The sequence below is a fragment of the Paraburkholderia caribensis genome, assembly GCF_002902945.1.
Taxonomy (GTDB): domain Bacteria; phylum Pseudomonadota; class Gammaproteobacteria; order Burkholderiales; family Burkholderiaceae; genus Paraburkholderia; species Paraburkholderia caribensis.
In genome coordinates this window covers 1,872,620-1,885,297 of the sequence record NZ_CP026103.1, presented here as the reverse complement: position 1 = coordinate 1,885,297, position 12,678 = coordinate 1,872,620, and the positions used below count along the sequence as shown (strand labels likewise).

Genomic DNA, 12,678 nt, shown 5'->3' with positions numbered 1-12,678 from the left:
TTGAAGAATTGCGGATGGCCGAGCGATGCTCGTTGGCCGAGACGCGAGGAAGCCTTGCTTCCGTCCTGCGTGGAGAACTTTCAAGTTTGGTGCCGACGGCGAGACTCGAACTCGCACAGCTTTCGCCACTACCCCCTCAAGATAGCGTGTCTACCAATTTCACCACGTCGGCATTCTTCTTCATTCTGGGTGCACCGGACGTCGCGTCACGGAAACCCGTCAGCCAAGGCTTAGGCCTTGCTTTGTAGCGCGCACCAACAGGCAGTGCCGCCACCCATTCAGTCATATGGGCAAGGGGGCGCAATTGTATCGACAATCCCATCGCTTTTTCAAGTGGCACGTAAGTGAGTCTGCACTTTGCAGTGAAACGGGGCCCTTAGGACACGTCGTCCATCGAAATCACTTCATTTCAACGTTTCTTGAAATATAAAAATAGAGCAGGTAAAGTAGTCGACATGGACACGATCAACGCCGTACGCGCGCTCGGCGCGCTCGCTCACGAATCCCGCCTCGCCATCTTTCGCCAGCTGGTCATTGCCGGCCCCGAAGGCATGGCAGCGGGCGAAATCGCGCAGCAGTTGGGAATCTCGCCCTCCGGCCTGTCTTTTCATCTGAAAGACCTCACGCACGCTGAACTGGTGAGTTCGCGGCAGGAGGGCCGCTTCGTCATCTACACCGCGAACTTCGATGCGATGACCACGCTGATCGGCTTTCTCACCGAGAACTGCTGCGCCGGCGTCCCGTGCGCCGCCAGCGACCTTTCCAACTGCTGTGGAGACAAGCCATGAAACGCATGCACATCCACGTCGCGGTCGAGAACCTTGCGGACAGTATCCACTTTTACAGCGCGATGTTCGGCAACGTCTTGCCGACGGTGACGAAGAGCGACTACTGCAAATGGGAGTTGACCGATCCGCCCGTGAATTTCGCTATCTCGCAACGCGGCGCGAAGCCGGGCGTCGACCACATCGGCATTCAGGTCGAAACCGATGAAGAGCTTGCCGAGATGAATGCGCGCTTCGCGGCAGCCGCACTCCCGGTTCAGCAGCAGAGCGGCACCACGTGTTGCTATGCGAAGTCCGACAAGGCGTGGACCGTCGATCCACAAGGCGTCGCGTGGGAGACCTTTCGGACACTCGAATCGGCTCCCGTCTATGGGCAGTCCCATCTCGAAGCGTTACCCGCGAATGAATCCACGGCAGCTTGCTGCGTTCCGTCCGAGACTGCAATTTCATTCCGGAGCCGCCAATGAGCGACAAACCTTATGCCGTGCTGATTCTCTGCACGGGCAACAGCGCGCGCAGCATCATGGCTGAAGCGCTGTTCAACGTGCTTGGTAAAGGCCGCTTTCGCGCTTATAGCGCGGGCAGCCATCCATCGGGAGCGGTCAATCCGTTTGCGATCGAGCGGTGCCGCGCACTGGGCTATGACACAACGCAGATGCGCAGCAAGAGCTGGGAGGAGTTCGCCGCACTGGGCGCGCCGCAGATGGACTTCGTCATCACCGTGTGCGATCAGGCCGCTGGCGAGGTCTGTCCGATCTGGCCTGGCAAGCCCATCACGGCGCATTGGGGATTTGAAGATCCCGCAGCTGTCCAGGGAACCGACGACGAGAAGCGCAAGGTCTTCGACAAGGTCTATCGACAGATCATGAACCGCGTCAACCAATTCGTGAACCTGCCTTTGCACATACTCGATCACAACGCAATCCAGCGCGAAATGCGCGCGATCGGCGAACGTCCAGCAGAAGAAGCCCATGAGCAGCACTGAAGTTCGCCCGGCCGCGCGCCCTGCAATCGGCTTTTTCGAGCGCTATCTGACGCTATGGGTTGCGCTGTGCATCGTTGCCGGTGTGGCGTGCGGGCAGTTACTTCCGCGCGTGTTTCAGACGATCGGCCGTATGGAAGTGGCGCACGTCAACGTACCAGTCGGGGTACTGATCTGGATCATGGTCATCCCGATGCTCGTCAAGATCGACTTCGCGGCGATGAAGCAGGTCGGCAGCCAGTGGCGCGGCATCGGCGTGACGCTTGTGGTCAACTGGCTCGTCAAGCCGTTCTCGATGGCGCTACTCGCCTGGCTGTTCATTCGCCACGTGTTCCGTCCGTGGCTGCCCGTCGAGCAGCTCGACAGCTACGTCGCGGGTCTGATCCTGCTGGCCGCTGCGCCCTGCACGGCGATGGTGTTCGTGTGGTCGCAACTGTGCAAGGGCGATCCGTATTTCACGCTGTCGCAAGTCGCGCTGAACGATTCGATCATGATCGTGGCGTTCGCTCCCCTCGTCGCGTTGCTGCTCGGCTTGTCTGCGATTACGGTGCCGTGGGATACGCTGATCGCGTCCGTCTGTCTGTACATCGTGATTCCCGTCGTCCTCGCGCAGTGGCTGCGGCGCCGGCTGCTCGCGCGCGGCGAACTGCATTTTCGCAGCGTCGTTGCCAGCCTCGGCCCATGGTCGATATGCGCCTTGCTGGCGACGCTGGTCCTGCTGTTCGCGTTTCAAGGCCAGGCGATCGTCGCACAGCCGTTGGTGATCGCGATGCTTGCCGTGCCGATCCTCGTTCAGGTGTTTCTGAACTCGGGGCTCGCCTATCTGCTCAATCGCCGGCTTGGGGTCGCACATTGCGTGGCTGGACCATCCAGTCTTATCGGAGCGAGCAACTTTTTCGAACTCGCGGTCGCCACGGCAATCAGCCTGTTCGGTTTCCACTCGGGCGCCGCCCTCGCGACAGTAGTCGGCGTATTGATCGAGGTGCCCGTGATGCTGCTGGTTGTCGGCATCGTGAACCGCTCGCAGGCGTGGTACGAATCAGGGCACCGGCAAGCCGCGCCCAGCCTTTGGAGAAACTGACCATGCTGGACGATCTGCCGAACATCAGCGCTCCGCACCTCGAAACACCGCAACTAGAGAAACTGACGCCTACGACGCCATCGACGCATCCGCCGCGCATCCTGCTGCTGTATGGGTCGCTGCGGGCCACGTCGTACAGCCAGTTGCTTACGCTCGAAGCCGAGCGCATTCTTCGGCATTTCGGCGCGGACACACGGGTATTCGATCCCCACGGCCTGCCGCTCGCCGATAGTGTCCCGGCAGACCATCCGAAGGTCGTCGAACTGCGCAAACTGTCGGAGTGGTCCGAGGGGCAGGTATGGTGCAGCCCCGAGCGTCACGGCAACCTGACGGCCGTGTTCAAGAATCAGATCGACTGGCTGCCGCTCGAAAGTGCGGGCATACGGCCGACACAAGGCCGCACGCTCGCGGTCATGCAGGTATGCGGCGGCTCGCAGTCCTTCAACGCGGTGAACGCGCTGCGCGTGCTCGGCCGCTGGATGCGGATGGTGACGATCCCGAATCAGTCGTCGGTCGCGAAGGCCTACCAGGAGTTCGATTCCGACGGCCGGATGAAACCCTCTGCCTACTACGACCGCGTGGTCGACGTCATGGAAGAACTGTTCAAATTCACGCTGCTTGTCCGCGATCGTTCGGACTATCTGACAGACCGCTATAGCGAACGGAAGGAGGCAGCGCCCGCGCCGGCGAGCACGCTCGCCAGCGCGGCGATGCGGCACGAAGCCAGTTCGGGTGCCGACACCGACGACAGCGAAACGGAATGAGCGCGGCCACGTTTGCGCAAAGATAAAGGCGTGGGCGCCCAGATTGTTTCGTGTGCGTCGGTCTGTGACGATTTCGCTTCGCGCCCGTCACCGCGTTCGCTTCGCGCGCGGCTTACCTGCCGCATCGCCATTCGGGCTTTCGCCTTCCTGCGGGTCTTCGCTTTCCAGTTGCCGCTTGTCGGACTGCTCGAGCGGGGGCTCGGCGGGCGCGTTGTCCGCGCCCTCGGCCTCGATCTGCCGGCGGGCCGTGTCCCAATACTCGTCGGCGTGTTTCCTGGGGTCGTCGTCCCGCTCCCACAGTTGATACGCACGTTCGCGAATCCGTTGGTCGGTGCTGCGTTCGCCTTCATGTTCAGCCATGTCGTTCTCCCGGGAGCAATAGCGCCTTGGCATTGAGCATTCGCGATGCCTGATCCCGGAACAGCCGCCGCCATCTCATCCGAGACTTTCGACGGCGGCGTCCGCCTGCGCGTCGTCCCTGTCGCGCGGGCCGCGAAGGCCGAAATGCCTGGCGAGCGTATCGACGACGTTCTCCGCCATGCTCCGCCGCGTTTCGCCCGTCGCCGAACCGATATGCGGCGTCAACACGACTCTGCGGTCGTGTATCAGCGCTTCGGGGACGATGGGCTCGTGCTCGAAAACATCGAGCGCCGCGCCCGCAATCCCGTCTTGCGCCAAAGCGGCAATCAGCGCCGCCTCGTCGACCACGGGTCCGCGCGAAATGTTCACGAGATACCCGCGTGGTCCGAGCGCATCGAGCACGGCTGCATTGACGAGATGATGCGTGGCAGGAGAAAGCGGGCAGGTCAGAATCAGCATGTCGCAATCGCTCGCGAGACGAACGACGTCGTCGTAGTACGGAATATCGACCGGTTTCCGGCTCGGGCCGAAATACGCGAGCTTCGAGCCGAATGCCTGCAGGCGCTTCGCGATTGCAGACCCGATCGTGCCCAGTCCGACAATCCCGACTTTCATGCGCGAGAGGGAACGTCCAAGCGGATACTGTCCGTGCGCGGGCCACGTTGCCGTACGGACGAAGGCATCCGCGTTGATGAAGTCGCGGGTGACGGCAAGCGCCAGACCGACGGCTGCATTCGCGACGTCTTCGGCCAGAATGTGCGACGTGTTTTCGATTGCGATGCCGCGCGACGTGGCTATCTGCACGTCCAGATTGTCGAGACCTGCGCTGTAGCTCGAAATGATCTCGACAGCAGGCACGGCATCGAGGAACGCTGCATCGATCTTCGTCTTGCGCAACGCAATGCCGCGCACTTGATGGCCATGCTTCGCCAGAAGCGCAGCGGCGGCTCCGGGATCTTTCGGCAGATCGATAACATTGAAAAGCGCCCTGAGTTCCGCACGGGTCCACTCGGGCAATTCCGCCGCGTTGAGTACGGTTGGCTTCAGCGTGTCCAGTTGTTGCATAGCTCGATTTCCATTAAATGCCGGGCGCGCGCATCTGCACGCGCTTGATATTGCCCATGAACAGCAGGTAAACGACAGCCGCGACGAGGCAGTGCGCAGCGACGAAGTACAGCCCGACCGTATAGCCGCCCGTTGCCTGCACGATGTAGCCGAACGCGATCGGCGTGACGATGCCGCCAATGTTGCCCACGCAATTGAAGATCGCACCCGCGAGGCCGACCGCTTCGCGCGGCGCCGTGTCGCTGACGATGGCCCACGTGCCCGCGCCGGCAGCCGTGCCTTTGCCGAAGAACGCGAGCGTCATCAGCAGCACGATCGCGAGATTGCTCTCGGTGAAGGCGGACAGCACGAGGCAGCAGCCCACCAGCATGCCGGCGATATACGGAGTCTTGCGCGCCCACGACACGCTCCAGCCGTGACGGATGAGCAGGTCGGAGATCGTGCCGCCCGCAATGCCGCCGAGAAAACCGGACACGGCGGGAATCATCGTCGCGAAGCCTGCTTGCATGACGTTCATGCCACGCGCCTGCACGAGATAGATCGGGAACCACGTGATGAAGAAATAGCTCAGCGCGATGGTGCAATACTGGCCGATATACGAGCACCACAGCATCCGGTTGCCGAGCAGCGTCCGCACGAGCGCCCACGACACGGCAGGGCGCGCCTGCAGTTCGTGTTTCGAGTCGATGTCGATCATCGCGCCGCCCGCAATGATGTGATCGAGCTCGCCCGACGACACACGCGGATGGTTGCGCGGTTCGTGCATGACGACGGCCCACAGGCCAGCCGCCGCAATGCCGATGAGTCCAAGTGCGATGAACGGCGAAGGCCAGCCGAACTTCCCGGTGAGCCAGCCCGCGAAAGGCGAGAAGATCGCCACCGCGAAGTACGAAGCGGAAGCGAACAGCGAGGTGGCGAGCCCGCGCTCTTCCTTCGGGAACCACATGACCGCGACGCGGCCGTTAGCCGGGAAGCTCGGCGCCTCGATCAGACCGAGTGCGAAGCGCAGCGCGAACAGCAGCGCAAGCGCAACGGAGACATCCGACGTGACGTTGCCGATGAAGCCGACCAGCATGGTCGCGATCGACCACAGAACAAGCGTTGCGCCATACATCTTCTTGGTGCCGAGCCGGTCGAGCAGCAGGCCGCCGGGAATCTGGCCCACCACATAAGCCCAGCTGAATGCCGACAGCACATAGCCCAATTGCACGTGATTCAGGCCGAATTCCTTCGCGATGCCGGGACCCGCAATCGACAGGATCGCGCGGTCCGCATAGGCGATCGTCGCCAGCAGCAGGATCGTCGCGAGGATCGAGTAGCGCGTGCGCGTCATGCGCGCCGAGGCCGTCGATATATACTGGGTCGTTCGTTGTGAAGCCATCGTGTCTCCTCCTTGTGCACGCGTCGTGCGGATCTTTTTGATGTGTTTGTGTGTTGCATTAAACCGGCGGCACCTATGAGCGTCAACCTTGATTGAGTCAATCAACGTGATGAAGAACTGGATGACACAGGAGGAGGCGTGCGCCGCGCTCAGCGTGCGCAAGCAGACGCTATACGCCTATGTCAGCCGCGGTCAGATCGAGGTGCGCTGGGACCCGGATCACATCAGCCGCAAGCTGTATCGCGCATCGGATATCTCGATGCTGATGAAAAAGCGCGATCTGGGGCGCGCGCGCAAGAACATCGCGGCCAGCACGATGGCGTGGGGCGAGCCGATCATCAATACGCATATCTCGACCATCGTGCGTGGCAGGCTGTATTACCGCGGCACGGACGCGATTCAGATGGCCGCGACCGCGACGCTGGAGGAAGCCGCGCAACTGTTGTGGGATTCGGCTGAACGGCCGCACTTTCCGGCTTGCGCGCCGCGCCCGATGGAAGGCGCTGCAAGAGCGCGCGCCTTTGCCGCAATGAGCAGGGCGGCGGCAGACGAAGGTTCGGTGCATGCGCCTGAGGTCGAGCGCGCGCACGAACAGGCGGCCGGACTGATCGGCCGTCTCGCCAGTGCTTTTGTCGGGCTTGATTCGGACGACGGGCCGCTGCATCTGCGCATCGCGAGGGCATGGCGGGCTGAGCGGCACGCGGAGCTTTTGCGCCATACGCTCGTGCTGCTCGCGGATCAGGAACTGACCAGCTCGGCTTTTGCTGCGCGTGTTGCTGCGTCGACGGGGGCGTCGCTGGGTGCGTGCATGCTGGCGGGACTTGCCGCTTTCTCCGGGCCGCTGCACGGCGACGCGATTGCGCGAGTGCATGCACTGATAGACGAGGCGCGCCATTCAGGCGCCGAACATGCCGTGCGAAGGCGGCTCGCCGGCAGCGAGCCGTTGCCCGGTTTTGGACATGAACTCTACCCGCAAGGCGATCCGCGAGCAGCCTGTCTGCTGTCGATGCTGACGCCATCGCAAACGACGAGCGAGCTGATTGCTGGCGTGGACAGCGTGACAGGCAGGCAGCCCACCATCGATATTGCGCTTGCTGCGCTCGTCGAGCATTGTCAGTTGGAGCGAGACGCGGCCTTCGCTCTGTTTGCGATCGCGAGAAGCGTAGGCTGGGCCGCGCATTCCATCGAACAGATGACGAGCGGCAGTCTGTTGCGTCCTCGCGCGCACTACGTCGGGCCTGCCGTCGCCGAAGGGGACGACGCCGAAGCCTGAGGCCGGCCTACCAGCGCAACAGCTTCGGCCCCAGCCACGCGCCGATGCACGCGGGCAGCAACATCCCGATCGCGTACCACACGCTCCAGAACGCCGGGCTCATCTCCGGGCAATGCAGGCAATAGACGATCGTCGCAGTGGAACTTGCAAGCAGCCCGGCGACAGCACCCGCGAGCCGCAACTGAGTCGGAGCGAGCGATTTCACCGCCCAGAACACGGCAGGAAACGTCGGCACCGACAGCAGCACGATGTTGAACGGGCAGGTGCGCCACGTGTGACCGAGCACGATCGGCAAGCGCGCGCCGGGCGCCGCGCTGTCGAGGACCATCATGCTCGCGATCCACACCGCGACGAACGGCAACGCAATGATCGCCCACGAATAGCCGGCGCGCGCGCCCGGCCGGCCGAGCCGCATCACGGCGAGCATCGCGCCCACGGCGATGGCGAGCGGATACGCCAGCTTTGCCCAGAAGATCGTGGTACGCGCGACGCTGCCCAGATCGTGCCGCACGCCGAACACCACGCTCATCAGGATCAGCGAGCCCAACGCGCCGAGCAGAAGCGCCTGGATGAAGCGGCGCGCCACCGCGCCGCGCTCGATACGCGTCACCTGGTTCGACAGGAGGCCAATGAGGTCGTCGGTCTTCATCGCAGCCCCCGAATGAGCGCGGACAGCGCCTTGAGACCTCTATGCACGCCGACCTTCACGGCCGATTCGGACAGGCCCGTGATACGCGCCGTCTCCGTCACCGACAGGCCTTCGAGTTTCATGTGAACGATGGGCAGCCGCTGCTTGTCGGGCAGATGTTCGAGCAGCTTGCCGATGTCGTGACGCGCCTGAGCGGGTTCGTCGTCGGTGTCGGCGAGCAGCTCGGCGTAATCGTCGAGCGGATCGTTCAGGGATTCGCGGCGTGCGCGCGAGCGGAAGAAATCCATCAGCTTGTAGCGGGCGATTGCGTGCAGCCAGGCAGTCAGAGGTTCGTCGGGGCGATAGGTGTGCCGCGCGTTGTGCACCGCGAGCAGAATCTCCTGGACGAGGTCTTCGACGTCGTCGCGATAGTGCGGAATGCGCCGGCGCAGAAAGCCGCGCAAATGCCGCGTAAGTGCTTGCAGAAAGCTGCGATAAGCGTCGGCGTCGCCGTCGAGACCGCGCACGAACAACGCTTTCAGGCGGCTTTCCGCTTCTTGCAACATGGCTCCCTTATTGGCAGAACGGCGAGGCGACGAGCCGTGCGCGTGGCTCGCTACCGCAGCGATCGGGGCGCTGAGCTTCAGATCGAGCGTTTCGGCATAGCCGAAGCCGTGATGCGCAACTATAGCGCGGTCGTCGTCCATCGTCGTCATCCGCCTCCTTTACCGGGTTAATTCGCCCCTAAGCCGGTTTCGGTTACACCGAGCGAAAATTTTTTCGAGCGGAGTGAATTGACCAAATAAGCACGCGAGGCTGTAACCAATTCCGTGTCCCCGACGAATTGACGTGTATCCGACCGTCATGGTGATCGACATGGACACGATGAAAGCGACCCTCACTCCGGCGCGCGAAACCGCACCGCGCAACGCGCCGATCCATCCGCTCTGGCTGCGCATCACGCATTGGCTCAATGCTGTTGCCGCACTCGTGATGATGTTCTCCGGCTGGCGCATTTATGACGCGTCGCCGGTGTTTCACAACATCGTGATTCCACCGTCGATCACGCTCGGCGGCTGGCTTGGCGGCGCGCTGCAATGGCACTTCGCGGCGATGTGGCTGCTGGTGTTCAACGGCATCGTGTATCTCGCGCTCAACATCGCGAGCGGGCGCTTCGTCGCGAAGTTCTTCCCGGTCTCGCCGCGCGCCGTGCTGCGCGATTTCATCGCCGCATTGAGCGGCAAGCTCGCTCACACGGATTTGCGCCAGTACAACGCGGTGCAGAAGCTGGCGTATCTGGTCGTGATCGTCGATCTCGCGGTGCTCGTGCTGTCGGGGCTCGCGATCTGGAAGTCGGTCCAGTTTCCATTGTTGCGCGAGCTGATGGGCGGCTATGACAACGCGCGCATCGTGCACTTTTGCGCGATGGCCGTGATGGCGGCGTTCGTCGTCGTGCATGTCGCGATGGTCGCGCTCGTGCCGCGCTCGCTGCTGACGATGCTGCGCGGCCGCTGATTTTCCGCCCGAGGACACGACATGAAGACCGACGACAAATCCATGATGAAGCTCGACCGCGCAGCGATTCTCGCGGATGCGCGCCGCGAACTGGACATGCCTTCACGCCGCCTGTTCGGCAAGCGCCTGTTGACCTTGGGCGGCCTGTCGCTGCTCACAGGCTGCTCGATCACCGACGACAAATCGGTCAACGCATTTCTGACAGCCGTCTCACGCCTGAACGATCGCGCACAAGCGTTCCTGTTCGATCCGCACCAACTCGCGCCGACCTATACCGAAGCGCAGCTCACGCGGCCCTTTCCGTTCAACGCGTTCTACGGCATCGACGATGTGCCCGAGGTGAACGGCAGCGATTACCGGCTGAAGGTGAGCGGTCTCGTAACGGGGCAGCGCGTGTGGACGCTGCCTGAGTTGTACGCGCTGCCGCACGCCGAGCAGATCACGCGGCATATCTGCGTGGAAGGGTGGAGCGCGATCGGACGCTGGGGCGGCACGCCGTTCGCGGAGTTCCTGCGCCGCATCGGGGCGGATACGAGCGCGAAGTATGTCGGCTTTCGCTGCGCGGACGACTACTACGAGAGCATTGACATGCCGACGGCGCTGCATCCGCAAACCCTGCTGACGTTCGAATACGACGGCCAGCGTTTGCCCGCCAAATACGGCTATCCGATGAAGCTGCGGATGCCGACCAAGCTTGGCTACAAGAACCCGAAGCATATCGTCGAGATCTTCGTCACCAACACCTATCCCGGCGGCTATTGGGTCGATCAGGGCTACAACTGGTTCGGTGGTTCTTGAGCGCAGTGATTTTTTCTGGTTCCGGTCATGCCGGATGCCACTTTCAACCCACGAAGGAGATGAGCAATGAAACGACTGATGACGGCAGTATTCGCAGCAGCGATGGCATTAGGCACCACGGCTGCATTCGCGCAGGCAAGCGGCGCGATGGCAAACGATGCGATGAGCAAAGACAGCATGTCGCACGATGCGATGAAAAAGGACAACATGTCGCACGATTCGATGAAGAAGAGCAGCAAGATGAAGAAGCACGACGCGATGGGAATGGATCATCCCGCGTCGGGTGCGATGTCGCAGTAAGCAATCGCAACCGGACAAGCCGGGCGTGCGTGCGCGCCCGGCTGCTTTCGTCTGGTCCGTTCAGGCCTGCGCCTGAAAAACCAGATTGAACGGCGTTTGCGTCGCGCGCCTGAAACGCGTGAAACCGCCTGCAGTCACCACTTCTCTGAGCCGCGCCTCGCCCGCCTGCGCGCCGAGCGCCCTTGCGCCTTCCTGCGACAACGATGCGCCCGTGCAGATCATCGTCGACGCCGAATAAAACACGCGCCCTATCGGGTTGAGATTGTCTTCGAGGCGGTCGTTCGCAAAGGGCTCGACGATCATCCACGAGCCGCCGGGCTTCAGCGATTGCAACACGTGGGCTGCCGCGCCCGTCGGGTCGCCCATGTCGTGCAGGCAATCGAAGAAGGCGACGAGATCGTAGTCGCGTCCCGGGTATTGCTGCGCGCTTGCGATTTCGAATGTGACGCGCTCGCCGAGGCCCGATTCATCCGCAAGTTCTCGTGCTCGCTGCACGGACGGTTCGTGATAGTCGAAGCCGACGAAGGTCGCGTCCGGATAGGCCTGCGCCATCAACATCGTCGATACGCCGTGGCCGCAGCCGACATCCGCGACTTTGGCGCCGCCTCCCTTGAGTACGGCTTCGACGCCGTGTAAAGCGGGAATCCACTCGTCGACCAGATGCGCCGCATAGCCCGGACGAAAGAACCGCTCGGTGCCCTTGAACAGCGATGGATGGTGCTGATGCCATCCCACGCCCAGCCCCGTGCGAAATGCGCCTTCGAGCTTGGGCAGGCTGCGGAACATCGCTTCGGCGCAATCGGCGAAACCCGGAATGAAGGTCGGGCTGCCTTCTTCGGCAAAGCACATCGCCATTTCGTTTTCGAGCTGGTAGCGGGCGGTGTCGGGATCGTAGCGGATGAAGCCCGATGCGGCTTGCGCCGCAAGCCATTCGCGCACGTATCGCTCGGCGAGGCCGGCGCGCTCGGCAATCTGCTCCGAGGTCATCCAGCCCTGTTCGGTCATCGCCTTGTACAGGCCGAGCCGGTCGCCCAGCGCGATCAGCGGCGCCGACGCGACCGCGCCGAACTCGCCAACCATGCGCGCCATGAAGTCCTGCACCTTCTGCTCGTCGTATTGCACGTGCCACCTCCGCGAAGAAGGCAGAATTGATATGACGAAATGAGCGTCGGCCGATGCTTGCGTTTCGTCGACTTCGCCCATGCCAAGTATAGGTACTGAAAACACAGATGAAAGGCAAAGTACAGATGACGGCGGACGATCAGACGGTGTGTATGATCCGCGAACATCACCGTGTCTTCATCCATACACCGGGACTTCAGATGAGTTCAAGCAGGCAGTCCAAACGCAACCTTCCAGGCAAACACGATCTGGAATCGATGTCGGTATTCCGTTACGAGCTGCGCAAGTTCTTGCGCGTGTCCGAGGAAATCGCCAGTGCGGCGGGCATCACCACCTTGCAATATCAGTTGCTGCTGCACGTGCGCGGTTTCGAGGGGCGGAACTGGGCCACGGTCGGCGAACTGGCGGAGCGTCTGCAGGCCGCGCCGAACGGCACGGCGGCGCTCGTGTCGCGCTGTGAATCGGCCGGTCTCGTGACGCGCAAGCCTGACGCCGAAGATCGCCGCCAGGTGCAGGTGCATCTGACGCCAAAGGGCGAGCGCTGCCTGCTCAAGCTCGCAGCCGAGCACAAGGCGCATTACGGGTCGTTTGGCTGGGTATTCGGCGACACGGGCGAATAGCCCG

General features: G+C 62.5%; 16 protein-coding genes and 1 tRNA gene. 10 read left to right on the top strand and 7 right to left on the bottom strand.

The features are described 5' to 3' along the window. Nucleotides 1–87: 87 nt before the first annotated feature. Nucleotides 88–172, bottom strand: a tRNA-Leu gene (locus C2L66_RS38140). Nucleotides 173–455: 283 nt separating this feature from the next. Here C2L66_RS38140 and C2L66_RS38135 point away from each other — a divergent pair. From C2L66_RS38135 to arsH, 5 genes are read left to right on the top strand one after another with little or no spacing between them, the layout of a single operon-like run. Next, nucleotides 456–788, top strand: a complete 333-nt coding sequence (locus tag C2L66_RS38135; protein ID WP_009771446.1) for an ArsR/SmtB family transcription factor — start codon at nt 456–458, stop codon at nt 786–788. Then, nucleotides 785–1,252: an ArsI/CadI family heavy metal resistance metalloenzyme gene (locus C2L66_RS38130; RefSeq protein WP_060609361.1), complete on the top strand. Its 468-nt coding sequence runs from the start codon at nt 785–787 to the stop codon at nt 1,250–1,252. The genes C2L66_RS38135 and C2L66_RS38130 overlap by 4 nt, the downstream gene beginning before the upstream one ends. Continuing rightward, nucleotides 1,249–1,770 carry an arsenate reductase ArsC gene (locus tag C2L66_RS38125; RefSeq protein WP_060609358.1) on the top strand — a complete coding sequence of 174 codons (522 nt, stop codon included), beginning with the start codon at nt 1,249–1,251 and terminating at the stop codon, nt 1,768–1,770. Before C2L66_RS38130 ends, C2L66_RS38125 begins: the two co-directional genes overlap by 4 nt. Then, nucleotides 1,757–2,848 carry an ACR3 family arsenite efflux transporter gene (gene arsB / locus C2L66_RS38120; protein WP_060609355.1) on the top strand — a complete coding sequence of 364 codons (1,092 nt, stop codon included), beginning with the start codon at nt 1,757–1,759 and terminating at the stop codon, nt 2,846–2,848. Before C2L66_RS38125 ends, arsB begins: the two co-directional genes overlap by 14 nt. A gap of 2 nt (nt 2,849–2,850) precedes the next feature. Next, complete coding sequence (gene arsH, locus C2L66_RS38115; RefSeq protein ID WP_060609352.1) at nt 2,851–3,612, top strand: arsenical resistance protein ArsH; 762 nt, start codon at nt 2,851–2,853, stop codon at nt 3,610–3,612. A gap of 87 nt (nt 3,613–3,699) precedes the next feature. Here the strand turns inward: arsH and C2L66_RS38110 are convergent, their stop codons facing one another. The 3 genes from C2L66_RS38110 to C2L66_RS38100 form a co-directional block, all read right to left on the bottom strand. Next, a complete protein-coding gene (locus tag C2L66_RS38110) occupies nt 3,700–3,972 on the bottom strand; it encodes a DUF2934 domain-containing protein (RefSeq protein ID WP_060609347.1) in 273 nt (90 codons plus the stop codon). Nucleotides 3,973–4,047: 75 nt separating this feature from the next. Continuing rightward, on the bottom strand, nt 4,048–5,037 hold the full coding sequence (locus C2L66_RS38105) for a 2-hydroxyacid dehydrogenase (protein ID WP_060609344.1): 990 nt from the start codon (nt 5,035–5,037) through the stop codon (nt 4,048–4,050). A gap of 13 nt (nt 5,038–5,050) precedes the next feature. Further along, complete coding sequence (locus tag C2L66_RS38100) at nt 5,051–6,418, bottom strand: MFS transporter (protein ID WP_060609341.1); 1,368 nt, start codon at nt 6,416–6,418, stop codon at nt 5,051–5,053. A 121-nt stretch (nt 6,419–6,539) separates the two neighbouring features. Here C2L66_RS38100 and C2L66_RS38095 point away from each other — a divergent pair, with 121 nt between their 5' ends. Then, entirely contained in the window at nt 6,540–7,691 is a 1,152-nt protein-coding gene (locus C2L66_RS38095; RefSeq protein ID WP_054931369.1) for a citrate synthase, read from the top strand. Between the two features lie 7 nt (nt 7,692–7,698). On the opposite strand, the gene C2L66_RS38090 is transcribed toward C2L66_RS38095, so the two are convergent. Beyond that, nucleotides 7,699–8,340: a DUF1109 domain-containing protein gene (locus C2L66_RS38090; protein WP_060609338.1), complete on the bottom strand. Its 642-nt coding sequence runs from the start codon at nt 8,338–8,340 to the stop codon at nt 7,699–7,701. Then, on the bottom strand, nt 8,337–8,885 hold the full coding sequence (locus C2L66_RS38085; protein ID WP_054931368.1) for a sigma-70 family RNA polymerase sigma factor: 549 nt from the start codon (nt 8,883–8,885) through the stop codon (nt 8,337–8,339). The genes C2L66_RS38090 and C2L66_RS38085 overlap by 4 nt, the downstream gene beginning before the upstream one ends. A 310-nt stretch (nt 8,886–9,195) precedes the next feature. On the opposite strand from C2L66_RS38085, the gene C2L66_RS38080 reads away from it, so the two are divergent. From C2L66_RS38080 to C2L66_RS38070, 3 genes are all read left to right on the top strand, one after another. Further along, the gene (locus tag C2L66_RS38080) at nt 9,196–9,834 is read left to right on the top strand and encodes a cytochrome b/b6 domain-containing protein (protein ID WP_060610615.1); all 639 of its coding nucleotides are present in this window, start codon (nt 9,196–9,198) and stop codon (nt 9,832–9,834) included. Nucleotides 9,835–9,855: 21 nt separating this feature from the next. Continuing rightward, the gene (locus tag C2L66_RS38075) at nt 9,856–10,632 is read left to right on the top strand and encodes a molybdopterin-dependent oxidoreductase (protein WP_060609335.1); all 777 of its coding nucleotides are present in this window, start codon (nt 9,856–9,858) and stop codon (nt 10,630–10,632) included. Nucleotides 10,633–10,698: 66 nt separating this feature from the next. Beyond that, nucleotides 10,699–10,932, top strand: a complete 234-nt coding sequence (locus C2L66_RS38070) for a pentapeptide MXKDX repeat protein (protein WP_054931273.1) — start codon at nt 10,699–10,701, stop codon at nt 10,930–10,932. A 60-nt stretch (nt 10,933–10,992) separates the two neighbouring features. On the opposite strand, the gene C2L66_RS38065 is transcribed toward C2L66_RS38070, so the two are convergent. Next, entirely contained in the window at nt 10,993–12,054 is a 1,062-nt protein-coding gene (locus C2L66_RS38065; RefSeq protein WP_060610613.1) for a class I SAM-dependent methyltransferase, read from the bottom strand. A gap of 200 nt (nt 12,055–12,254) precedes the next feature. Between C2L66_RS38065 and C2L66_RS38060 the strand changes: the two genes are divergently transcribed. Continuing rightward, on the top strand, nt 12,255–12,674 hold the full coding sequence (locus C2L66_RS38060; protein WP_054931365.1) for a MarR family winged helix-turn-helix transcriptional regulator: 420 nt from the start codon (nt 12,255–12,257) through the stop codon (nt 12,672–12,674). Nucleotides 12,675–12,678: the final 4 nt, after the last annotated feature.